Origin of the sequence: Clostridium sp. MF28 (genome assembly GCF_002969175.1) — a bacterium.
Lineage (GTDB): Bacteria > Bacillota > Clostridia > Clostridiales > Clostridiaceae > Clostridium > Clostridium beijerinckii.
In genome coordinates this window covers 458544-483199 of the sequence record NZ_CP014331.1, presented here as the reverse complement: position 1 = coordinate 483199, position 24656 = coordinate 458544, and the positions used below count along the sequence as shown (strand labels likewise).

Annotated in this window: 21 protein-coding genes; 15 read left to right on the top strand and 6 right to left on the bottom strand. The window is 28.5% G+C overall.

The features are described from left to right. Window positions 1-315 precede the first annotated feature (315 nt). From AXY43_RS01990 to AXY43_RS01980, 3 genes are all read left to right on the top strand, one after another. The gene (locus AXY43_RS01990; RefSeq protein ID WP_105410878.1) at window positions 316-1707 is read left to right on the top strand and encodes an HRDC domain-containing protein; all 1392 of its coding nucleotides are present in this window, start codon (window positions 316-318) and stop codon (window positions 1705-1707) included. A gap of 125 nt (window positions 1708-1832) precedes the next feature. Then, window positions 1833-3080 carry a PD-(D/E)XK nuclease family protein gene (locus tag AXY43_RS01985; RefSeq protein WP_105410877.1) on the top strand — a complete coding sequence of 416 codons (1248 nt, stop codon included), beginning with the start codon at window positions 1833-1835 and terminating at the stop codon, window positions 3078-3080. Between the two features lie 170 nt (window positions 3081-3250). Then, window positions 3251-4063, top strand: a complete 813-nt coding sequence (locus AXY43_RS01980) for an Rpn family recombination-promoting nuclease/putative transposase (protein ID WP_105410876.1) — start codon at window positions 3251-3253, stop codon at window positions 4061-4063. A 160-nt stretch (window positions 4064-4223) separates the two neighbouring features. Here AXY43_RS01980 and AXY43_RS01975 read toward each other — a convergent pair whose 3' ends face one another. After that, window positions 4224-5993: an ABC transporter ATP-binding protein gene (locus AXY43_RS01975; protein WP_105410875.1), complete on the bottom strand. Its 1770-nt coding sequence runs from the start codon at window positions 5991-5993 to the stop codon at window positions 4224-4226. Between the two features lies 1 nt (window position 5994). Beyond that, window positions 5995-7728 (bottom strand): ABC transporter ATP-binding protein, encoded by a 1734-nt coding sequence (locus tag AXY43_RS01970; protein ID WP_039768628.1) that lies wholly within the window; start codon window positions 7726-7728, stop codon window positions 5995-5997. A gap of 641 nt (window positions 7729-8369) precedes the next feature. Between AXY43_RS01970 and AXY43_RS01965 the strand changes: the two genes are divergently transcribed. Beyond that, on the top strand, window positions 8370-8687 hold the full coding sequence (locus AXY43_RS01965) for a nucleotide pyrophosphohydrolase (protein ID WP_105410874.1): 318 nt from the start codon (window positions 8370-8372) through the stop codon (window positions 8685-8687). Between the two features lie 101 nt (window positions 8688-8788). Here AXY43_RS01965 and AXY43_RS01960 read toward each other — a convergent pair whose 3' ends face one another. Further along, on the bottom strand, window positions 8789-8935 hold the full coding sequence (locus AXY43_RS01960) for an AraC family transcriptional regulator (RefSeq protein ID WP_105410873.1): 147 nt from the start codon (window positions 8933-8935) through the stop codon (window positions 8789-8791). A gap of 69 nt (window positions 8936-9004) precedes the next feature. Between AXY43_RS01960 and AXY43_RS01955 the strand changes: the two genes are divergently transcribed. The 5 genes from AXY43_RS01955 to AXY43_RS01935 all read left to right on the top strand — a co-directional run bounded on the left by AXY43_RS01955 (window position 9005) and on the right by AXY43_RS01935 (window position 13190). Then, window positions 9005-9853: a hypothetical protein gene (locus AXY43_RS01955; protein WP_023976500.1), complete on the top strand. Its 849-nt coding sequence runs from the start codon at window positions 9005-9007 to the stop codon at window positions 9851-9853. Between the two features lie 20 nt (window positions 9854-9873). Continuing rightward, window positions 9874-10020: a hypothetical protein gene (locus tag AXY43_RS27435; RefSeq protein ID WP_023976499.1), complete on the top strand. Its 147-nt coding sequence runs from the start codon at window positions 9874-9876 to the stop codon at window positions 10018-10020. Window positions 10021-10245: 225 nt separating this feature from the next. Further along, window positions 10246-10947 carry a lysoplasmalogenase family protein gene (locus tag AXY43_RS01945; protein WP_105410872.1) on the top strand — a complete coding sequence of 234 codons (702 nt, stop codon included), beginning with the start codon at window positions 10246-10248 and terminating at the stop codon, window positions 10945-10947. 176 nt (window positions 10948-11123) lie between these two features. Then, a complete protein-coding gene (locus tag AXY43_RS01940) occupies window positions 11124-12146 on the top strand; it encodes an ABC transporter substrate-binding protein (protein ID WP_077841435.1) in 1023 nt (340 codons plus the stop codon). A 90-nt stretch (window positions 12147-12236) separates the two neighbouring features. Then, window positions 12237-13190: an L-lactate dehydrogenase gene (locus AXY43_RS01935; RefSeq protein WP_105410871.1), complete on the top strand. Its 954-nt coding sequence runs from the start codon at window positions 12237-12239 to the stop codon at window positions 13188-13190. Window positions 13191-13364: 174 nt separating this feature from the next. Here AXY43_RS01935 and AXY43_RS01930 read toward each other — a convergent pair whose 3' ends face one another. Continuing rightward, window positions 13365-13574 carry a cold-shock protein gene (locus tag AXY43_RS01930; RefSeq protein WP_023976494.1) on the bottom strand — a complete coding sequence of 70 codons (210 nt, stop codon included), beginning with the start codon at window positions 13572-13574 and terminating at the stop codon, window positions 13365-13367. 231 nt (window positions 13575-13805) lie between these two features. Between AXY43_RS01930 and AXY43_RS01925 the strand changes: the two genes are divergently transcribed. The 6 genes from AXY43_RS01925 (at window position 13806) to AXY43_RS01900 (ending at window position 23077) form a co-directional block, all read left to right on the top strand. Beyond that, entirely contained in the window at window positions 13806-15611 is a 1806-nt protein-coding gene (locus AXY43_RS01925) for a methyl-accepting chemotaxis protein (protein WP_242986074.1), read from the top strand. A 344-nt stretch (window positions 15612-15955) separates the two neighbouring features. Then, window positions 15956-17527 carry a PAS domain-containing sensor histidine kinase gene (locus AXY43_RS01920; RefSeq protein WP_023976492.1) on the top strand — a complete coding sequence of 524 codons (1572 nt, stop codon included), beginning with the start codon at window positions 15956-15958 and terminating at the stop codon, window positions 17525-17527. 888 nt (window positions 17528-18415) lie between these two features. Next, entirely contained in the window at window positions 18416-18727 is a 312-nt protein-coding gene (locus AXY43_RS01915) for an aspartyl protease family protein (protein WP_023976491.1), read from the top strand. A gap of 361 nt (window positions 18728-19088) precedes the next feature. After that, window positions 19089-20492, top strand: coding sequence for an MATE family efflux transporter (locus AXY43_RS01910; protein ID WP_105410870.1), 1404 nt, complete (start codon window positions 19089-19091; stop codon window positions 20490-20492). 42 nt (window positions 20493-20534) lie between these two features. After that, window positions 20535-21404 carry a Cof-type HAD-IIB family hydrolase gene (locus tag AXY43_RS01905; RefSeq protein WP_105410869.1) on the top strand — a complete coding sequence of 290 codons (870 nt, stop codon included), beginning with the start codon at window positions 20535-20537 and terminating at the stop codon, window positions 21402-21404. Between the two features lie 227 nt (window positions 21405-21631). Then, window positions 21632-23077, top strand: coding sequence for a DEAD/DEAH box helicase (locus tag AXY43_RS01900; protein ID WP_105410868.1), 1446 nt, complete (start codon window positions 21632-21634; stop codon window positions 23075-23077). Between the two features lie 220 nt (window positions 23078-23297). On the opposite strand, the gene AXY43_RS01895 is transcribed toward AXY43_RS01900, so the two are convergent. After that, a complete protein-coding gene (locus AXY43_RS01895; RefSeq protein WP_017210666.1) occupies window positions 23298-23477 on the bottom strand; it encodes a hypothetical protein in 180 nt (59 codons plus the stop codon). A 429-nt stretch (window positions 23478-23906) separates the two neighbouring features. After that, on the bottom strand, window positions 23907-24542 hold the full coding sequence (locus AXY43_RS01890) for an NADPH-dependent oxidoreductase (RefSeq protein WP_243099153.1): 636 nt from the start codon (window positions 24540-24542) through the stop codon (window positions 23907-23909). Window positions 24543-24656: the final 114 nt, after the last annotated feature.

Genomic DNA, 24656 nt, shown 5'->3' with positions numbered 1-24656 from the left:
ATAATATTCAAATATTAAGACTGTCTACTAATGGAAGTAAAGTATAAAGGAAGCTTAAGAATAATTTGGCTAAACTGTTTTATTATTAAATTTTGTTCTATATTGTGAATATAATCCAACAAATCTAACCAAGTATTATTTCTTGTGTTAGATTTATTTTATGCAAAGAATTTAACAAGTAGATTACAAATGATGGAGAATAAGGAGTAATTATGCTATAATTTTTGATAATAATCTTTTTATTATCGAAATAAGGATAATAAAAATAAGCTTAATATTAACTGAAATTATTTAAAGAAGGTGGGTATAAATGATATGGGGTTTATTTCGAATTTATTAAATATAGAAGGTTCAGAATTTAAAAGTATTACAAAGCCAACAGCAATTAAAAATTTTATAGGAGAAAATGATAATTTAAAAGTTTTAGAGGTGTTATTATCAAAGTTAAATAACGCTGAAAAAAAGGAATTAGTTAATAAAGAAATACGAGCTATGAAAAGAGGATTACAAGGAGAAAAAACAGTTGATTTTGAATTAAAAAATTGCATATTACCTTTTCTATATTTACATGACATAAGAATTGAATATGATGGGCTAACCTCTCAAATCGATTATTTGCTTATAACAAAGAAATATATTTGTGTTATTGAGACAAAACAGCTTTTGGGAGACGTAAATATAAATAGTGATGGAGAATTCATACGAGTTTATAAGAACAAGAATGGATATGAAAATAAGGAAGGTATGCTTAGTCCCATTGAACAAAATAAAAAGCATGTGAATCTAATAAGAAAAGTTCTTAAGGAAGTTTTTGAATGTGATAATGTACCTGTAAGATCTCTTGTTATAATGGCTAATCCAAAAGCGATAATAAGAAAAAAATATGCACCTGAAGAAATCCAAAATCAAATAATAAGAGCTGAAAAATTGGGGAATTACATTGAAAGTTTAGAAAATGAATTAAGGAAAACTGTTTTCAAAGAAGAAATGGCCTTTAAAATAGCAGATTACTTTAAAGAAAAACATACACCTATAAATATAGATTATGAAGCAAAGTTTGGAATAACAGAAGAAGATTTTAGTAAAGAAGCTAGTATTAATATTGTAGAGAAAAGTATTTGTGAAGTATCTGAAGTAGATTTTAACGATATTAAAAATGTAGAAAAATCAAGTAAAAAGAAAATAGATGAAACGGTTGAATTAAGCGAGAGTGATAGTCAGCTTACAGAAAAATTAAAACTCTATAGAAATGAAAAGGCAAAAGAAGAAGGATATAATGCTTTAAAATATCATTATGTTTTTTCTGGTAGCACGATTAATAATCTTGTTGAGAATAAGCCAAAAACAACGGAACAGCTGTTTAATATTAAAGGACTAGGTGAAGTAAAGATTGATAAGTATGGAAATGATATTTTAAAGATTATTGAAGAACATGTTGCAAATGAGGATAAGAAGATTGATGATGAATCTAATACTAAATGGGAATTAGAGATGAGAAATCAATTAAAGAAGTTTAGAATAGAGATAGCTAAAATAGAGAAAATAAAACCATTTATGGTTTTTAAAGATGAGGTAATTGAGGAATTAATTAATGCTAAGCCTAAAAATAAAGAGCAGCTATTAGAAGTAAAAGGGTTTGGTAAAATTAAAGTTGAGAAATATGGAGAGAGAATTCTTAATGTATTTAATATAGATATTCTATATTAAAATCCATAGATAAACTGAAGAATATGTCCGAAGTTATGAAAGTACTCATTCTAAGGAATTAGTATTAAAAAACTTTTGAAGTTAGTTTACAAATAATTAAGTTTATAAAAGGGAGTCAAAGAGTTATGCGTAAAGATAATTTACTTAGAGAGGAAACCCTAATAAAAGAGGCGGGCAAATTAATAAAAGCAAATAAAATGACTCAAAAACATCATAATATTATCTTTAATATTTTTACGGCACTAAATATTGAGAGAGATGAAGTGTTTACACATTCTAATTTGATTTATGCCTTATTAAATCCTAGAGAAAATCATGGAATGGATGATACATATCTTAAGCTATTCTTAAAAGAAATTGGCATTTCTAAAACCTTTTTAAATTATACCTGGGCTGTTGAAAGAGAATGGGTATTTGAAAATGGCAGAATTGACTTTTTTCTTAAATGTGAAAAGATGTGTGTAGCAATTGAGATGAAAATTGATGCAGGTGATCAAGATAAACAACTATTTAGATATGAGGAATATTCAAAAGGTGTAAATTCTAATTATTTAATATATTATTTGACTTTAGATGGAAAATATCCTTCAGAACAAAGTGCATATGCTATAGATAAGAGATATTTAAAATGTATAAGCTTTAAAGAGCATATATTAAATTGGTTAAAAGCCTGTTTAGGAGAAACTAATGAAGATATGACTCCTCACAGCTTGATAAAACAATATTTATATCTTATTGAAAAGTTGGTAGGTGAAGAAAAAATGGCAGAAGCTATGAAAAGTCTTATTAAAAATGCAGATGATTTAATGGCTGCTATTACTATAGCTAATAGTTTAAATGAAATAAAAACTGAAGTGCTTGTGAATTTTATGGACGAGTTAAATAAGCAATTCATTAAGAATAAAGTAGAACCGATTGAATATAACAGAGAAGACGCTGAAGCATATTATCAAGGAAGTTATGAACCAGGTTTAGTATTTAAAATTAAAGAATGCATGTTAGCTGGCGGTAAAAAAGTAAATTTTTCAATATGTATTGCAGTTGAATATAATCTATATTATTATTTCGCTTTTATGGAAAAGCATGAAGATGGATTTTATTATTGTATAAATAGGGAAGCGTTTCGAAAGGAACATAGTAAAGTATTTAATGAATGTAATAATGCAATAGTAAATATTTTAGGAGCGATAAAACGCAGAGGTCCAGGTAGTCTTTTGTGGGAATACGTTCTAGATAATAATGGTCATAATTATGATTTTAAGCATTTTTCAGATAACTGTGTGGAACTTAAAGATAACTATGTAGAAGAGGCAACAAGGATTGCAGATATTATAATTAATTTAAAGAAGGCTGTAGAGAATCAATTACTTTAAAATAATGGTTATTAAATTTCTATATATAAATTCCATTATTTTAGCCAGTTTTATTGCCAAAATATCTATAATTTTTTAAAGCTAGTCACATATTGAAAACCTATGATTAATCAGCTATAATGTTGTTAATAATCAGAACAAAAGATAAAAGATAAGGTAAGGTTACTAAGATGAATAAAACTTTAAAAGAGCTAAACCTTGAAGATGATTTCCTATTTGCAAAAGTTATGAGCGATAAAGAAATCTGTAAGGAATTATTAGAGAAGATTTTAGAGATTGAAATAGAAAAAGTAGAAATGGTTGAAGAGCAGAAAACTATAGATTTGTTACTTGAAAGCAAAGGTATTAGACTTGATGTCTATGTTAAAGATGAAAATAATACAATTTACAATGTTGAAATGCAACGTGGAAAGCATAAAAATTTACCTAAAAGACTACGATATTATCAAGGAAACATTGATTTAGACCTAATAAGTAAAGGTGAAGATTATAGAAAACTAGCTAAAAGTTATATTATTTTTATTTGTACATTTGATTTGTTTGATAAAGGTCGCCATAAATATACATTTCAAAATGTATGCCTAGAAGATAATAGTATAATGTTAAACGATGAAGCTCAGAAAATAATATTAAATTCCAAAGGAATTATGAATGATTTAAGTGATGAGCTATTAGAATTCCTTGCTTATGTAGAAGATTCAACAGATGCTACTGTAAAACATGTTAAAGGAAATCTTGTTAAGAATATACATAAAAGAGTGCAAGAAGTTAAGAATGATATTTTAATGGAGGTGGAGTTCATGACTTTGTTGGAAAGAGATAGAGAGAAAATAGAAGAAGGAATAGAAAAAGGAATAGAAAAAGGTGAAAAAAAGAAGGCATTAGAGATAGCATTAGAGATGCTGAAAGATAATGAGCCAATAGAGAAAATAATTAAATATTCAAAACTCAGTAAAGAAGAAATATTAAAAATTAAAATTTAAAGTATAAAAAATAAGCTAAGATTTTCTCGACTTAGAAAATCTTAGCTTTAATTATTTTATGATAAAGAAATATTTTATAAATTGTTTCTAGGAAGGAATTGCTGATTTTAAGCAATTCCTTTTATCTTTTTTAGTCAGTCTTTAGATAACTCGAAGTTTTTTAAGCATCCTGCTTTAGGAAGCTGTATTGAGCTGAATACAGTTTATAATAATAGCCATGATTTTTAAGAAGTTCATCATGAGTGCCTGACTCAACTATTCTGCCTTTAGAAAGTACAAAAATTTTATCACAATCTCTTATTGTAGAAAGTCTATGAGCTATTACTATTGAAGTCCTTCCTTCCATAAGCTTTTTTATACCTTCTTGAACTAATAATTCAGTTTCAGTATCAATATTTGCAGTTGCTTCATCTAGTATTAGTATTCTTGGATCTGCAATTAAGGCTCTTGCAAAAGCTATTAATTGTCTCTGACCAAGGGATAGTCTTGAGCCTCTTTCATTTACATCAGTATCATATCCCTTTTCTAGTTTTTCGATAAACCCATGAGCATTAACAGCCTTTGCAGCTTGTATTACCTCTTCATCTGTAGCGTTTAATTTACCATAGCGTATATTTTCTTTAATTGAGGTTGAAAATAAAAATGAATCTTGAAGCATTATACCCATTTGGCTTCTTAAGCTTTCAACAGTGACGTCTTTTATATCTACACCATCAATTTTTACACAGCCAAATGTAGGGTCATAAAATCTGCTAATTAAATTAGTTATAGTTGTTTTTCCTGCACCAGTTTCACCAACTAAAGCTATTTTTTCACCAGCTTTTAATTTAAAAGAAGTATTCTTAAGGGCTGGAATATCAGCGTTAGTATAGGAAAAAGTAACATGATCAAATTCGATATCTCCTTTAATTTGAGGGAGAGACTTAATTGATGCTTCATCTACAATATCACTTTTGGTATCTAAAATATCAAAAATTCTTTCGCCAGCAGACATACTAGTGACAAAGGCATTATAAAATGATGAGAGATTTATTATAGGTCTCCAAAGCATTTCAATGTACATAAAAAATGCCATTAAGGTACCTAAGCTTAAATTTCCTTGTTTGCTTAACAAATATCCAGAGCCGAGTAGAATTACCATACTTAAACCACGGAAGGAAGTCAAAAATGGCCAAAAGAAATCTTGAGTAAATACAGCAGTCATAAAACCTTTTGCATGATTTCCAATATGGCTGTCAAATTTATCTTTAGCGTAATATTTTCTGCTAAAACCTTGAATTACCTTCATACCTGATAAAGATTCATGAGTGTATCCAATTAAAGAAGAACGATGTTCTCTAAAAATTTTCCATTTATTATCTGCCTTAATTTGAATGTAGAACATTGCAAATAATAATAGAGGCATTGTAATTAAGCAGATACCAGCAAGCATTGGATTTAATATAAGCATTAGACAAATTACAAGGATAATAGTAAAAACATTAGGAATTAAATTTACAATACTATTATTTAATAAATTTTGAAGAGCATTTACATCTCCAACAACTCTTGAAATAATCTTTCCAACGGGTCTATTATCAAAAAAGTTAAAGCTTAAAGTTTGTATATGAGTATATAAGCTATGTCTAATATCCACTAAGATTTGATTGGTAATCTTAGACATGGCGATAGTTCTGATTCCAGATAAAATCATTGAAAATATATTCATAAGTATTAATCCACATCCAAGAAGAAATAAAGCCTTAACATTTTTATCTGCAACAAAAGTATCTATAGATATTTTCATTAAATAAGGGGTAACTGAATTACAAGCCATTACAATAAGTAAAAGTAAAATTACAAGAGTAACTTTCAGTTTATAAGGTTTAACATAGGTTAATAGTCTTTTTACTATTTGAATCTTTGATGATTCATGTAAAATATCCTTCATATTAATTCGCCTCCAATGTAAGTGCTTCAAAATCTTGAAATTGGTGAGAATATACACTATGATAGTAACCTTTAGCCTTTACTAAACTTGAATGATCACCTTTTTCTACAATTCGACCATCTTTCATAAATAGAATTATATCAGCGTCTTTTACACCAGAAATCCTATGAGCAATTATAAAGGTAGTTGCTTTTTTCTTATCATTTTTTAGATTTTGAAGAACTTTAAATTCAGTTTCCATATCGAGAGCAGAAGTTGAATCATCTAAAATTAAGATAGGTGATTTTCTTAATATTGCTCTTGATATAGCAAGTCTTTGTTTTTGGCCTCCTGATAGGCCAAGGCCTCTTTCACCAATAATGGTATCAAAACCTTCTGGCATTTCTTTAATAAAGGAGTAAGCAGCACTATCTTTAACAGCTTTAATTAAGGCACTTTCAGATTTATCACTTCCAAAGTCTATATTGTTTTTTATTGTATCAGAAAATAAGAAAGTATCTTGAAATACAACAGACATATTAGCTCTTAAAGTTTCTAAGTTCCAGTTCTTAACATTAACATTATCAACTAAAATTTCTCCTTTAGTTACATCGTAATACCTGCCTATTAGAGAAAGTAATGTACTTTTACCACATCCAGTGGTACCCATTATTGCAACAGCACTTCCGTGAGGAATATTTAAATTTATATCATGAAGTACTTCAACATTGTTATAGGAAAAGCTTACATTTTTAAATATAATATCTCCTTTAACTTCAGTAGGGTTATAACCATTTTCCTTGGAAGTAATTTCAGAATTTCTATCTAAAATATCAGTTATCTTACCCATAGAAGCTTTATTTTGTGAAAGTAAGTTAATAAAAAAGCCTAAATTCTTTACACACCAAGAAAGATTAAAAATATAACTAGTAAATGCTACTAAACTACCAAAACTTAAATTTCCTTGAATACATAAATAACCACCATAAACAATCATTAAAATTGGTGCAGCGTTTGTTAAAAGTTCAATTATAGGACCATAAGTCCCAACTATTTTTGCTTGCTCAACATTTAAATCAAAGAATTTTTTGTTTACTTTCAAAAATTTTGATATTTCATATTTTTCACGAGCAAAAGCTTTTACAAGTCTGATACCAGAAACATCTTGCTGAACTATAGAGTTTATTTCTGCTGTTTGGTCACTAATTTGTGAATATACAGTCCAGAACTTCTTGTCCATAATTGTTCCAATATAAGCAACGGGTAATAAAACAAGTAAGCAGATAATAGTTAAAGTTTTATTTATATTAAACATTATAAAGGCAGAAACTGAAAAAAGTATTATTGCTTCCAATAGCAATCTCAGTCCAAAGGATAGAGTGTCCCATACTACATCTACATCTTCAATAATTCTCGAAAGTAATTCACCAGTGTTATTATTATCGAAAAAAGAGAATTCAAAAGATTGAAATTTAGAGTATAAATCTTGTCTCAATTTTTTACACACTATAAGAGCGAATTTATCAAACAAATACTCATTTAAGTAAGAAAATAAACCATGAGTTAGCGCAACTGAAGCAACAACTATTAAAAATATAATTAAATAATTATCCATATGACCAAGAATTATATTATCAATAAATATCTTTTGAAAGTAAGGATAAGAGCTATCTGCACAGATGGAAACTATCATAGCAAACATAGGCAAAAGTAATAATTTCCATTGTTTTGCAATGTAATTTTTAAATAAGGTCATAAAATTTCCTCCTTTTTGGCATATGATTTAAATAATCTGATAGTTTGATATGCCTAGATATTGCATGATGTTTAAAATTTTAAATTTATAAAGTTTTTAATTAGGTGCATGAAGATAAATAATAAGTTTTGAATATGCCCTAAGTTAAACAAAGCAACTTTATAAACCTTTAAACGCAAAAAAGACACAGCTATTCAGAGCTGTGTTCAACGCAAAATAATATAAAAGTTAAACGCTAAAAGTTAATGATAGATATCACATAGCAGTTCTTTCGCGAGGTTTCACAGATGAATAAGTACATGTATTTAATTTTATAAAAGTAATAAATAATATAAATGTATTCATAGTTCAACCTCCTTAAAAAATTATTTTTTAAACATCATGTTGCAAATATACTACAAATTAACAAAAAAGGCAAGAGAATAATTTAATTAAAATTAAAATGTATAATACAAGTAAATGCGCATAATGATGCAAAATGGATGTTTATAGATGATATAGACAGCCTTAACTGGGTGCCAGCAGATATACTAGTAATTGAAAAGCTTAAAACACGTGAAGAAAATTATATTTAATCATTTTATCCAAATCTATGCTATAATAAACATAAAAATTGGAAAACCCTAGAAAGAGTGATTTTAATGAAAGATACAATAAATAGAATAAGAAAATTCAGAAATGACAGAGATTGGAATCAATTTCACACCCCAGCCAATCTATCTAAAGCTATATCCATAGAAGCAGGAGAGCTTCTAGAAGAATTTTTATGGGATGAAGAAAACTATAATAAAGAACATGTTTTAGAAGAGCTGGCTGATGTTATGGTTTATTGTATACATATGGCTGATTCATTAGGAGTAGATTTAGAGAAAATCATAAATAGCAAAATGGATAAAAACGAAGAGAAATATCCAGTAGAAAAATCTAAAGGTAACAGCAAGAAGTACACAGAATTATAAAATCATAAGTACAATTAAATTCAGGAGATAATCCTACTGACCCTAAAGTTGTATATATGCTAAAATTAATAGGCAGTTTATCTTTTTAAGTGATAGACTGCCTATTTTGCAGACTTTCGATAAAGTTCTGGGGTAATACCATAGTGATTTTTAAAGGCCTTTTGAAAGTGGCTTTGGCTGGAATAGTAAAGAAAACTACTTATTTTGCCGATGATTATATTAGGGAAAGGATATGCTATAATAAACATAAATAAACCGAAAAATATTCAAACTAAGTAAGGAAAAATATTAAATATGATGGTATAAAGGTGGAGATTATGTTTAGAAAATTATGCATTGGATTAATAATTATAGGAACAATTGCAATAACTGTCTCATGTAGTGGAAAGACAAATGATTTATCAAAGGAAGCTATGGCAAATAACAATGTTTCCTCTGAAAGTTCTAAAATAGAAAATAATAAGACAAATGGAGATGTAGCTCAAAAGGCCAATAAGTCATCGCACCAAAGTTCATATAAAATAATAAGCGAAACTTATGATGATAATCAAGGGACTAAGATAAGCTATCCTCAAATAACAGATTTTAATGATGCTGAAAAACAAAAAAAATTGAATGAGACTATCAAAAATGAAGCATTAAAGGGTAATAATTATTATAAAGATGTGGACGGTAAGGTAACCATTGATATAAAATATGAAATTGTTTGCCAGGAGCCAGAGCTTCTTAGCATAATTTACTCTGGGGTAGGGAACGTTTCAGGAGCTGCACATCCAAGCAATCTTTTTTATACCACTAATCTTGATATTATAAATAATAAGAAATTAAGATTAAATGATATTGTAGATGTTAATGATGATTTTGTTAATATGCTTATTACTGGAAAATTTAAGGCAGTAAATAGCGATTACGAAGCTCAATATAAATCTGATATTAATACATCTTCTCTTGATGATTGGAAAAAAAGACTTTTAGCTGCAGATCCATCAGATAATATGGGAAGTGAATTTAGTTATATGACTAAAGATTCCTTAGGTCTTAGCGTAGGTGTTATTCATGCACTTGGTGATCATGCAGAATTTGAAATCAAGTATAAGGATATATGGAAATATATTAAGCTTAAGGATGATGCACATTTTCAAGATTTTTTTAAAACTGCTGATTAAAGAAAGATGGGCTATTTTTTGTGAACTTTCTCACTATAAAAGACCATCGATTTGGCACAGGCATAGCTCTTGGTGAAAATCAATATGAGCAGATGGATGAAGAGGTTACAGTAAAGCTATCCACTATGGATGGCTTTTTTCAATATAAAAACAAAATTACTGCCTAGATTTAATGTACTATAAGTTGGGCATATTTGGAACGCAATGGTTAATTAGTTGTAATATTGTTAATAATAAAAACAACGGATAAAAAGTAACGAGTTCTTCTAATTTTAAAATATGAACCTAAAATTAGAGGAGAGAATTTTGTTATATAGATGATTGACGTTTTAAATTATGAATAAATTATAAGTACTAAAAACAATGAAATATAAATATAGGAAGGAATTTAAATGAATAATGCACAAAGAATTTTAATGGCAATTTATTTTCCAATAACTATTTTGATCTTAATTTTTGATAATATTTATCCTAAAGAAAATATGGTTTTATATCTTAAATATGTTATCATGGTTACTCTTTTTTTATCAGCAATAACAATAAAGAAGAAATTTTTAGAGCAAAAACTAATGGCTTTATCCTTCTTTTTCCTTGTTATTGCTGATTTCTTTTTAGTATTTGCATATACGATGCAAATAAATATAGACTTATCTCTATTTGGAGTTTTTGGATTTCTGTGTGCTTATCTTTGTTTAATTGTAGCTTATCAAAAAAAATTTAAATTAAGAAAGGCAGAAATATCAATTGCAATACTTTTTGTAATTATTTTTATTGCAGTGTTTTGCATTTTGATGCCATACATTAATAATTTAGTAATGAAAGCAGGGATCTTAATATTTGGTGCTGTTTTATCTTATATGACTTGGACATCAGTCTGTACTATTTTTAGAAATTATTTTACTAAAAAGGCTTCATGTATAATAGCTGTTTCTAGTTCTTTAATGTTTATCTGTGATGTTGGCGTAGCATTTTCAGTATTTTATCCTCCTTTTGTGCAGCAGACTACATGGCTTACTAATATTATATGGATAGCATATATTCCAGGATGGACACTTTTAGCTGTATTAATTTGTGAGAAAGATTTACTCTATTAGCCAAACGCCTCCTTAACTTTACAACTATTATAAATTATGATATTATAACAAAAAGATTGGCAGAATATTATCAAATCATTATGAAAATATAAATTAAATTATCATAATGATAGTAAAATTAGTAGTACAGTAGGAATGTGTTAATTATGAAAGTGAAAAATTAGGAGGACAGTAATATGGTAGGAAAAAGAAAATTAGCAATGTTATTATGTACAGTTTTAGTAGGTGGAGTGCTTTCTGGATGTGGACAAGATGCAACAGGATCTAGCAAAGAGAAAACTTCTTCATCAGAAGTAAAAAATATTGGAATTATACAATTAGTACAACATGACGCATTGGATTTAACTAATAAAGGTTTTATTGATGCACTAAAAGAAAAAGGATATGAAGAAGGAAAAAACATAAAGATTGAGCAGCAAAATGCTCAAGGTGATCAATCAAATACACAGACCATTTCTAAACAATTTGTAGATAGTAAGAAGGATTTGATTTTTGCAATTGCAACACCAGCAGTTCAAGCGGCATACAATGCCACTAAAGATATCCCAATAGTATGTTCTGCAGTAGTAGATCCAGTAAAAGCAGGAGTTGCAAAGGATTGGAAGAGTTCAGGTACTAATGTTACAGGTACATCAAATAAGACTCCAGTAGATAAACAGATGGAATTATTAGTAAAGTTAATTCCAACAGCTAAAACTGTAGGGGTAATTTACAATTCTTCAGAAACTAATGCTGTGATTCAAGTTAATGAATTTAAGGCTGAAGCAGAAAAACATGGAATTACAGTAAAAGAAATAGCGGTCACTAATACAAATGAAATAAATCAAAACTTAGCAAGTGCTCTTGGTGAAATTGATGCACTATACACACCAACAGATAATACTGTAGCTTCAAGCTATACATTAGTAGGTAAGCTTTGTTTAGAAAAAAACATTCCTGTAATTGGTGCTGAAGACGCTGCAATTAGTAAAGGTGCTCTTGCGACTTTAGGTATAGATTACTATAAGCTAGGAAAAGAAGCAGGTTTTGAAGCAGCAGAAATATTTGAGGGAAAGAAGCCTTCAGAAATTGAAATAACAAAATTAAGTGAAATAAAAGTTGTTATTAATACAGATGTTGCGAAGAAATTGAATATAAAGATTCCATCAGATATAGAAGCTAATGCTGAAAAAGCAACAGGTGGTATTGTTGAATCGTAGGGGGGAATTTACTAAGGCACAATCAAAAAAATGGACTTGTTATTTTATTTCATATCCCAAATTATTAATGGAAGTAGATGGTGATTAAAAATGAGTATAAAAACCCGGAAAATAGTAATAGTTGGAAGTGGAAATGTTGGTTCGCACTGTGCATTTTCTCTAGCAATACAGGGTATATGTGATGAAATTGTAATGATTGATAAAATAGAAAAGAAGGCAAATGCAGAAGCAGTTGATTTAAGTGATACAGTTTCATATTTACCTCATTATGTAAAAAGTAAAAAAGGGACTTTTAAAGATTGCGAAGATGCAGATATTGTAGTAGTAAGTCTTGGAATTCCACCAGAAGATAATAAATCACGTTTAGATTATTTAGAAGATACAATAAAAGAAGTAAATACTATAATAGATCCAATACTAGAATCAGGATTTGATGGTATATTTATAGTTATATCAAATCCAGTAGACGTAATAGCTCATTATATATGGAAAAAAACAGGTTTTCCGAAAAACAAAGTCTTTGGAACTGGAACAACGTTAGATTCATCAAGGCTTAGAAGAATATTATCAGATGAAGCAGGCATAGATCAAAAATCTATACAAGCATATTGCATGGGAGAACATGGGGATTCACAAATGGTACCATGGTCACATGTGTATTTTGGTGGAAAACCATTATTTGATTTGATGAAGGAAAAACCAGAAACTTATGGAAATCTTAATTTAGATGAGTTAGCTAGTAGAACAGCAAATGCAGCATATGAGATAATAGCTGGAAAAGGATGTACAGAGTTTGGAATAGGCGTAGGTTTAAGTGAAATAGTTAAAGCAATACTTCATGATGAAAAGAGAATACTTCCTGCATCTACATTATTAGAAGGACAATATGGTGAAGAAAATGTTTTTGCAAGTGTACCTGTTATATTAGGCAAAAATGGAGTAGAAGAAATTGTTGAAATAAACTTAACGGAAAAAGAAAAATCACAATTTAATCATACATGTGGAATTTTAAGAGAATATATAGAGAAAGCCAATACACTTTAAAGTTGAAAGAACCCTAAAACAAGGGTTCTTTTTTTGCAATTAAATTAGATATTTTATATTAATAAATTTAGCTATTTGGACTTAAGAATCACCTTTCTAAGAAAATTGGGTTTTCAAAAGTAGATGATACAATTCATTTAATCCATATATATATAATCTTATATTATAATTTTATTATAATCTTTGAACATTTGTAGCCATAGGTCCCTTTTCGCCACTTTCAATGTCGAAGGTAACACTTTCATCTTCATGCAGATCTTTATCAGGCCCTTTATCTTTAATTTGGGAATGATGTACAAAAACATCATCTCCTTTGTCACAAGATATAAATCCATAGCCTCTTTCTGTATCAAACCATTTAACTACGCCAGTAACTTTAGCCATGAAAAATTCCTCCTTTTGCAATAATTATATTTTATAGTCTTTGTTAAAAGAATGGATTTTAAACATTAAAATAATATAATAAATCAAAAGTTTAAAGTAAAAAATAATCTACTTTAAGCTTTTTTTGATTTATATTAAATTCTAATATAAAATTAGAAAAAATGTGTTATAATTATAAACAAAAGAATATTATGGGAAAATAGGTTTAAAGTGCGAGTTTATTTGTCGAATTTGGCAATAAAACAGTGCAACAATATTTTTGCAGAGAGTAATGGTATAAAAAATAGCGAAAATGAATTTGGAGGTGATTTTATTTTGAAATTAAGTAATATCAAAATAAAAAGTAAATTACAATTATTAAGTTCAATACTATTGATTTTTACAGTATTTGTTGGTGTTTTCGGTTACATTCAACTAAAAATAAGCAATGATAATATGGAATCAATGTATAATAATAAATTAAATGCAATTAATTGGTTGAATGATAACAGAAATCAGGCAAGGGCAATTGAAGCAGATATGTATTACATAATATTATATCCAGATGATAAAGATAAACAAAATGAAAAAATGAAGGACATTAAACAAAGAACTCAAATGTTTGATGATAACTTTCAAAACTATAAAAAAGTAGAGTTAGATACGTATGAAGAAGATATGATTACAACTATAGAAAACGATTTGTCAAAATATAGGGAAGGAAGGAATGAGATATTAAAACTTGCTTTAGAGGGAAAGCAAAAGGAAGCATTAGAAAAGAATGAAGATATTAAAGATGTGGCCAACAATTTTCAAGCAAATTTAAAAGAGTTAGCTCTGCATACTGTAAAAGAAGCCGATGAGATTAATGAGTTAAACAATGAGAATTATAAAAAGATAACATTAATCTTTCTTATATCTATAGCTGTTTCTATTATAGTAGGATATTTGATGTCTAAGATTATCACAAAAAATATAGTTAAACCTTTAGATATTTCAGTTAACTATTTGGACATACTATCAAGTGGAGATTTTACAAGTGAAGTACCTGTAGAATTTAAAAAGAGAAAAGATGAAATAGGAACAATGGCAAAAGCTTTAGATAATATACATGTAAGCTTAAAATCCTTAATTAAAAATATTGTAGAAGAATCAGATAAAATAGAAGAGGTTGTTAACACAGTAAATAATGAAGTGAAAATTCTTAATGGAAATATAGAGGATGTTTCAGCAACTACGCAGGAACTTTCAGCGACTATTGAGGAAACCTCAGCTTCAGCAGAAGAAACTTCAGCAACTTCTCAAGAAATAGGTAAGGCAGTACAATCAATAGCTGAAAAATCACAAGAGGGAGCGATTCAAGCAGGAGAAATAAATAAAAGAGCACAACAAACTAAAGAAAATATTGAAAATTCTCAAAAGACAGCTCATAATACATTTGTAAATACAAAAGATGGACTTGAAAAAGCTTTAGAAAAGTCAAAAGTAGTTGAAGAAATTAATGTACTATCTGATTCAATTATGCAGATAACAGAACAGACAAACCTATTGGCATTAAATGCAGCGATAGAAGCAGCAAGAGCTGGGGAAGCTGGGCGTGGATTTTCTGTAGTTGCAGACGAGGTAAGAAAACTTGCAGAACAGTCAAAAGATACTGTATCAGAAATACAGAAAGTAACAAATAAGGTTAGAGAAGCTGTTAACGATCTTTCATATAATTCAAATAATCTTTTAGAATTTGTGTCTAAAGATGTAAAGAGAGACTATAGTAATATGCTTGAAGTAGCAGGAAAATATAGTGAAGATGCAAAATTTGTAGATGACCTTGTTATGGACTTTAGTTCAACATCAGAGGAACTTTTAGCATCAATTAATGATATTTTAAAAACTATAGATGGGGTAGCAGAAGCAACAAGCGAAGGAGCAAGTGGAACGGTAGATATAGCAAATAAAGTTTCAGAAATTAGTCATAAATCAAATGAAGTATTAGAACAGGTTACACAAACAAAAGAAAGTGCAGAAAAGTTAAAGACTGAAATGTCTAAGTTTAAAGTTTAGGCTATATATCTATGAAGAAAACTCAAATAAGTAATACAATAAATATTAATATTGGGCCTGTAACAAGGCTCTTTTTTTATTATTTAGGAATTTATATTCTCTCGACTACAACCTCTGAGGGCCATAAATTATATACTTAGTAACTGCTAAATGTATTGGTGTAAAAATTTTCATCTGCAATCAAAGTAAAAACAAAAAATTAAGATGTCTTTGTGATTATATGTTATAATTATTTTTTAGTGAGAAATTATGTAAATATATGAAGGGGATCGAATTAAGTCTCTTCAATGTTTAATACTAGCTTTTGAATTTAGTATACATATATTGTTAGGAGAATAGAAAAAATGAACTTAGATATTGATTTAGACAATTTTGAAATAAAGAGAGAGTTACTTATTAAAGTGGATACAAATGGAGTAATTAAATCTATTTCTAAAAACTGTTATAGGATTTTAGGATTTATGCAAAATGAAATTCTAAATACTAATATTGATAAATTTTTAGGTTATAAATTTAATGATTTATTATCACGTGAAAGTTTTGAGACTTTAGTTTTAAAAAAAGATGGTAATCAGTTACTTTTTGAGGTTGTCTCTAAACCTGTTCTTGATGATGGTTCTAAAATAGTTGGAGCATACCTATCTCTTATAGATATAAGCAAATATCTTCACATTGAAGAGAGGTATAATCAGCTAATCAAAACGTGTGAAAAAACTCAGGACATTTTTTTTGCATTTCAAATTTTACCTGAGTTCAAATTTATATATCTTACTTCTTCAATTGAAGAGATTTTAGGATATGATCTAGAAATACATTATACTAATGCCAATTTGCCATTTGAAATTATTCATCCTGATGATCTTCATATACAAAAATCTAAAATAGATAAAAACTCGGATTTTTCCAAAGCTTTTTGTGCAAGATTTAAACATAAAGATGGACATTATGTCTGGATAGAGGATTTTTTAGTTCCTACATATAATGAAAATGGGGATTTGGTATCTGTATCAGGATTTAGCAGGGATATTACAGAAAGAAAAAAATTAGAAAAAATGCTAGAAGAACAAAATAAATTATTGGAAATGGATGTTACTGCTGAAATAAAGGCGAATAAAATCATGGAAAATACATTGAAAAAGCAGGAAGAGTTATTAGTTAATATATCTCACGAACTTAAAACTCCATTAAATGTAATTTCGGCAACAGCTCAGTTATTAGAAATGTATTATATGGATGATTCAATAATAAATAAAAAGGATATATTTATTAAATATTTTAAATCAATAAAGCTAAATACCTATAGGTTATCAAAGCTTATTAACAATATAGTGGACTCATCAAAAATAGAAGCAGGATTTTTTCAACTTAACCTAGTAAATGTGAATATAGTTAATGTCGTAGAAGAAATAGTTATGTCAGTAACAAGTTTTGTTAAAATTAAAGGCTTAAATATTATTTTTGACACGGATACGGAAGAGAAAATTATTGCGTGTGATCCAGAAAAAATCGAGAGAATAATGCTAAACCTTATTTCTAATGCTACAAAATTTTCAAATGATAATGGTGAAATATTTGTAAAGGTTAAGGATATGAATGAATGGGTTGAAATATCAGTAAAGGATAATGGGATTGGTATTGAAGAGAAAAAATTGGATATTATATTTGATAGATTTGAACAAGCGGATAAATCTTTGTCTAGAAATGCGGAAGGTACTGGTATTGGATTGAGTCTAGTGAAATCTATTGCTCTATTGCATGGTGGCAGTATAAATGTTGAAAGTGAATATAGAAAAGGGAGTAAGTTTACTGTGACCCTTCCAGCTGGAGCAGTAGCTAAGGAAAATATGATATATGATAGAAATATTAAAAATAAGGATGAACGTATAAGAATAGAATTTTCAGATGTTTATTTTTAACTTTTAAAATTATGAATTACTAAGAATTCAAAATATATTTTAGTACATAAAAGAAAATAACAGATCCAAATATGCTGATGAATTAACTTGGTATTTTCTTAATAGTGCCTTAATTGGTACAAACAAAATTAAAAAACCGCACTTAGCATAGATATATACTAAATACGGTTTTTTAAAGAGCATAACAATCTTCACTAGCACAATAATAGATAGCTTATCATCATATTATAATCTTTCGACTATAATACAACAAATCACAACCAATTACCATGTTTCGCTCCACCACACAACATATTTATTCAACTTAATATAACCTCACGGCTGTATTAAATCAATTCAACACATTGAATAATGTTAACTCGACCTTATATAATAAGTTGGAGTACTATTATAATAGATATAATCAACTATAATAAAACTTTTCCCCACCAGATAAAATCTTATCGCCGACTATCATAACAACTATATGTTATAACCATTATAAAATCTTTGTTCGACTTATATACACCCTTATATCAAGAGCATATATAAATCTTTGCTCGACTGTTATGTTCCTTATGATATTAGCATGTGTAGTTTTGTTTTGAATATACATGATACGAAAAATAAATTTAAAAATATTTAATGGAAATTGTATTGCAAAATTGTTTCAAGGATATTAAAAGAGGATTTCTTATAGTTTTTGAGAAAAATAAAGAAGTTGAGAAATGAGGAAAGATAATTGAAATAATTAAAGTCTGCTAGATTAAGGAGTGTCTTAAAGGAGGCTGGTAATTTTTTTATCTACCAAGAACATACGTGCGTATATTTCGCTTGATGATGGAAATAATTGTAATATAGACATATGAGTGATCAAACCTAAATTTATGATATAATGGAGGTAGAAATATGGATAGAAAAAATGACTCATTTATAAACTTATTATATACTATTATTAATCCAGATAGTGTATATGAATTAGGGATTAAAGCGGAAGCAGACGATGAATTTATCACAATGTATGGTGTTGGTGGCGAGCATTATTCTTATAGGAAAAATATTAATTCAGTTAATATAGGAAGAAATTGTCTAGAAGATGTAAATATAGATTTTGGATTAATTGATGAAGAAGGACATATAAATGGTTTACTTGGACTTGATGTATTATTAAAATTAGGTGTAACTATCAACTTAAAAGAATTGAAATTATATAGCAGTTAAGGTACTAGAATCTAGTAAAGAAATATTTATAAGCTAAGATTTTCTTATATTTGGAAAATCTTAGCTTTCATAATTTTATAAAGTTTATGCTATGTTCTTTAGAACAAGTTATATATTCTTTAGCAACTTCAGCCCTTCCGACTTCAGAAGAACCCCTGGGGGAAACAAGGTTTTCCATATGCAAGCATTGCACTAATTTATATATTTCGTGCAGTGCTTTTTTGCTAAGGACGATATAGAAAAAACAATATGTTTCTAAAAAAAATAAATACCTAAAAAGTATTTTTTGTTCCTAAATTCTCGGATAATATAAGTTTTTATTATATTGTGATATAGTAAAATTAAAAAAGATTTTGATGGAATGTTTAAATTACATAGAAAGCAAGATGGAGAGGAAAAAACTACAATGGAAAAAAATAAAATCACGGATTTAACAACAGGAAATCCTGGTAAACAAATTTTTTATTTTGCATTACCTATATTTCTTGGGAGTGTGTTTCAACAAATGTACAATTTGGCGGACACAGTGATTGTTGGACATACACTAGGAGAAAATGCCTTAGCAGCTATAGGGGCTACAACCCCACTGTTTGGACTTATTGTTGGCATGGCGGTTGGTATAAATAATGGATTTGCTATTGTGATTGCAAGATATTTTGGAGCAAAAGAGATGCATAACATGAGACAGGCTGTGGCGATGACAGTAATTCTTGACCTTATAATATCAATAGTATTTACGGCTGTTGGAGTAGGTACAATAATGTATCTTCTTAAATTTTTAAATACTCCAGAAGAAATAATAAACGATGCATATGGATACATTGTAATTATTTTAATGTTTATGATTGTTACTATAATGTACAATATGATAGCAGGGGTTCTAAGAGCATTGGGCGATAGCCGTAGTCCACTTATATATTTAATTTATGCTTCAATTCTAAATGTAGTGTTGGTTTTTACATTTATTTTAGTATTTAAATGGGGTGTTAGAGGTTCTGCTTATGCAACTGTCATATCACAGATTGTAGCTGTAATCTTAGGATTTAATCATATTATAAAAAAATGTCCGGAGCTAAAATTATCCAAAGGAGATTTTAAATATGATGGTACTATGGTAATGGAATTAATTACTTCAGGATTGTCTATGGGATTTATGCTATCACTTGTTTCAATTGGTTCAGTTGCACTTCAAGGTGCAATAAACAGCTTTGGTAAGGAAATAATAACTGCACATATGGCGGCAAGAAAAGTTAGTGAAATTTACATGATGCCACTTGGAACATTGGCAACAGCATCAGCCACGTTTGTAAGTCAAAATTATGGGGCAAAGAAATATGAACGGATAAATATTGGACTTAAAAAAACAGTTATCATGGGTGCAATATGGTCAACAATAGTTGTTATAACTGCCTTTGCCTTTGGAACATATATAATAAAATTTTTAACTGGATCAAATGATACTTTAATTATAGATACAGCAGTAAAATATTTAAGAATTAATACTCCTTTTTATTATGTATTAGCCACACTTCTTATATATAGAAGTACGCTTCAGGGAATCGGAAAGAAATTTACGCCACTAGTTTCTAGTTCAATTGAACTTTTTGGGAAATTTGCAGTTGTAGGATTTTTAGCTCCATCAATGGGTTATTTAGGAGTATGTATATCAGAACCAATTATTTGGATTACATGTGCAATTTTTGTACTTATAGTTTTTTACTCAGATAAAAATTTTAGAGTTGAAGCAAAACAAGAGAAAAACTAAAAGCCATGAGATAAAAATTATAGAAAAGGAAGAAGAAGATAAATGATTAAGTTAATAGCAGCAGATATGGATGGAACATTGATTGGGAAAAATCACGATATAGCAAAAGAAAATATAGAAGCAATTAAGGCTGCACAAAAAAATGGAATTAAGTTTGCAATTGCTACAGGAAGAGCGTATTGTGATGTGGAGCCATTTATACATAAATATGACTTACAATGTGATTGTGTTGTATTAAATGGAGCAGAATATAGAGATATTAATGGAGATATAGTTGAACATACTTATATCGAAAAAAAACGAGCAATAGAAATTTTAGAGGTAATGAAATGTACAGATCTGGCTATAGAAATATACACAGATGATGGATTTTATACAACAAATACAAAAGAAGAAACTTTAGCTGGAATGGTAAAAAGATCTCTTACATTCCATCCAGAATTAAAAGATGAAGAAGAGATATTAAAATATGCTAATAATAATCCGCATTTTAAAAATATGCAATATATTACTGATATGAATGAGTTTTTAAATAGACACAATAATATAGCAAAGTTTGTATCTTTTGCGCAATCAGAAGAAATTATAAATAAGCTTCGTAAAAAGATGGAAGCATTAGAAGGACTAGCTGTATCAGCAAGTTTTGGAACTAACATTGAAGTAAATCATATGGATGCTGAGAAGGGAAAAATTCTTGCAAAAGTAGCACAAAAATTGAATATAAAAAAAGATGAGGTAGTAGTGCTTGGAGATGGCTTAAATGATTATTCTATGTTTACAGAATTTCAAAATTCATTTGCAATGGGTAATGCAGTTGATGAAATAAAAGAAGTAGCTAAATATATTACAGATATAAATGTGAATTTTGGAGTAGCTAAAGCAATATATCGAATATTAAACGGGGAATTATAAAAATATCAAATTCGACAATTGGAAGGATTAAGTATTGAAGAAGTAGCTAAAATAAGAGTAAGGAAAAGGAAGTTCTTCATTGGTTGCAAATGAAATACATGGGTATGATATAATAAAAAGGTTAGTATGCATATTGTTATATAAATTGTAATGATAAAGAGAAAATATGGGATAAAAATGTATGTTTGTAACAATAATGGTAAGAAATATAGAAAAGAGATGATCAAATGATAAAAGCAAATTTTAATGATTATAAGTTAAGCAGTGAGTTATTAAAAGCAATTAGCATGTTAAACTTCAAGGAGTTAACAAAAGTTCAGGAACAGGTTATACCGATTGCGTTAGAAGAAAAGGATATAGTAGTAAAGTCTAAAACTGGAAGTGGTAAGACTGCATCATATGCTATTCCTATTTGCCAATTAGTGGATTGGGAAGAAAATAAACCTCAAGCATTAGTGATTACACCAACAAGAGAACTTGCTATCCAAGTCAAAGAGGATTTTTTTAATATAGGTAGATTTAAAAGAATTAAAGCAGCTGCAATTTATGGGAAGTCACCTTTCTATGATCAAGAAAAGGAACTTAAGCAAAAGACACATATAGTAGTTGGGACACCTGGTCGTATTATAGATCATATAGAAAAAGGTACATTTGATCTATCAAAGATAAAGTATCTTATAATAGATGAAGCTGATGAAATGCTTAATATGGGATTTGTAGAGCAAATAGAAACAATAATAAAAAGCTTATCAAAAGAACGTGTGACCATGTTATTGTCAGCCACAATGCCAAAAGACATAGAGACTTTATGTAATAAATATATGAAAGATCCTATACATATTGAAATAGAGGAGCAAAACAAAGCTGCAGATAATATATGTCAAGAAAGATATAACGTAAATGAATTGAATAAAATAGATCTCTTAAGAGATATAACTATATTAGAAAATCCAGATAGTTGTATGATATTCTGCAATACAAAACAAAAGGTAGATGAAGTTTATAAAGAATTGGCAAAGCTCCAGTATGATTGCAGAAAAATACATGGTGGAATGGAACAAAGTGATAGATTAAGAGTAATGAATAATTTTAAGCTGGGTTATTTTAGATATTTAATAGCCACAGATGTTGCAGCTAGAGGGATAGATATAGATAATATCACCCATGTAATTAATTATGATATACCAGAAGACAAGGAAAGTTATGTACATAGGATAGGAAGAACTGGACGTGCAGGCAAGATGGGTAGAGCAATTACTTTTGTAACACAAAATGAAAGTAAGTTTTTAAATGATATACATGAATATATTGGTAAAGAAATTCCTTTGAAGGAAAGACCTAAAGTGGAAACTGTAAATAATCTTAAAGAAGAATTTGCTTTGAAAATGAACACAAGACCTGAAATTAAAGAAACAAAAGGTGCGAAGCTAAGTAAAGAGATTATGAAATTACATATTAATGCAGGTAAGAAAACAAAGATGAGGGCGGTAGATATTGTAGGCACGCTTTGTAATATTGAAGGCATGACAAAAGACGATATAGGAATAATCAATATATTTGATATATCTACCTTTGTAGAAATATTAAATAATAAAGGAGAGTGGGTGTTCCAGCAGTTACAAAAAACACCTATCAAAGGCAGGCTTCGTACCGTAAGTAAAGTTGATATATAAGAATAAACAAGGTATTCTTATGAATTTGAAAATAATATTTTACCTGATGACGTTTTAATGTTGTGAGAGCGAGTAGTTCTTATGAAGAGGTAATAAAGAAGTCTATTTTTCTATTTCTAAGATAAAAACCCCCGACATCTGTCGGGGGTTATATGTAGTTTCCATACCTAATATTTTAAGTGTAATAGTTTTCATTCGTTTGAATTTACTTATACTACAGTTAAATTATATTTTTAGATTTTAACTTATTAATGCTTTGCTTAACTAAATCAATTGCTTCAGACTTACTCTGTCCTTTATGCTTTATCTCATTATCACCTATTTTTGCAATTGCCTTATATGGGTATTGATTTTCATTATTCTGTATTACGATTATTTCATGATCTCCATATTTCTCCATAAAGCATACCACCTCTATATATTTTTATCTTATTATATCATATTCTAAATATTTTGAATATTCCTTCTTTTAAAAAATTTTTAAAAAAATACTCAAAACTAAATAAGGAAGAAATATTAAGAATTAAGATTTGAATAAATGGATGATATGGGGTATTAGTTTGAATAATGTAAAAAGTAGACTTAATAAAAATTATTATAGTAAATTATTTTTTAGTGTTAATATAAAGTGAGTCGTATAATTAAATTATCTTCTAAAAGTTTAAATTTAATTGATGGTAATAATGGGGCTAAATATGATGAATGAGTTAATACTTATGAAAATATGGGGAAGACTTATTAAGCATTAAGCTACAACAACTTTGAAAATTCAAAGAAAGTACCAATCATAAGGGGAATATGATTGGTACTCTTTATTTATTAGGAAAATTTATTTTGCAGGGGTAAATCCTTGTTTCTTCATTGCATCCTTAACTTTTGGATAATATATATTTTGATAAACACTTGAAGTTAAAGTACTCCAATTTTTTTCTTTGTCATATCTGCCGATGTCTTTTAAGTAAGCTTCCATTTCTTCATCGTAGCTATCAATAGAATTTTCTATAGCTTCTTTGTTATAAGTATCATTGTGTCTAAAGCTTTCAAATGGAATTCTTGGCTTTTGGTGTGATTCATCTGAAGGATATCCAATTGCAAGGCCTACAAGTGGGAATGTATATTTAGGCAAATCTAAAAGTTCTATAACTTCTTCTGGATTTTTTCTTATTCCACCAATTGGAACAGTTCCAAGTCCAAGAGATTCAGCTGCAATTATTGCTGCACCTAAAGTAATTCCACTATCTACAGCACCAACTAGAGCACTTTCAATGTCTTCATGTATTATTTGCTTATAACCAGTTTTTTCGCCAGCTAAATAAGTTCTATAAAAATCCATTACGAAAACTAAGAAAACAGGAGCTTTAGCTACATATTCTTGATTTCCAACAAGTTCTGCAAGTTTTTCTTTTTTTGCCTTATCTCTTATAGCTATGACAGTTGTTTGCTGACCATTTATTGAATTAGGCATAGCTTGAGATGCTTTTATTATTTCATCTATGTTTCATCTGAAATATCCTTATCTAAATATTGTCTAATTGATCTATGATTTTTTATATTTTCTATTGTATTATTCATTTTATTC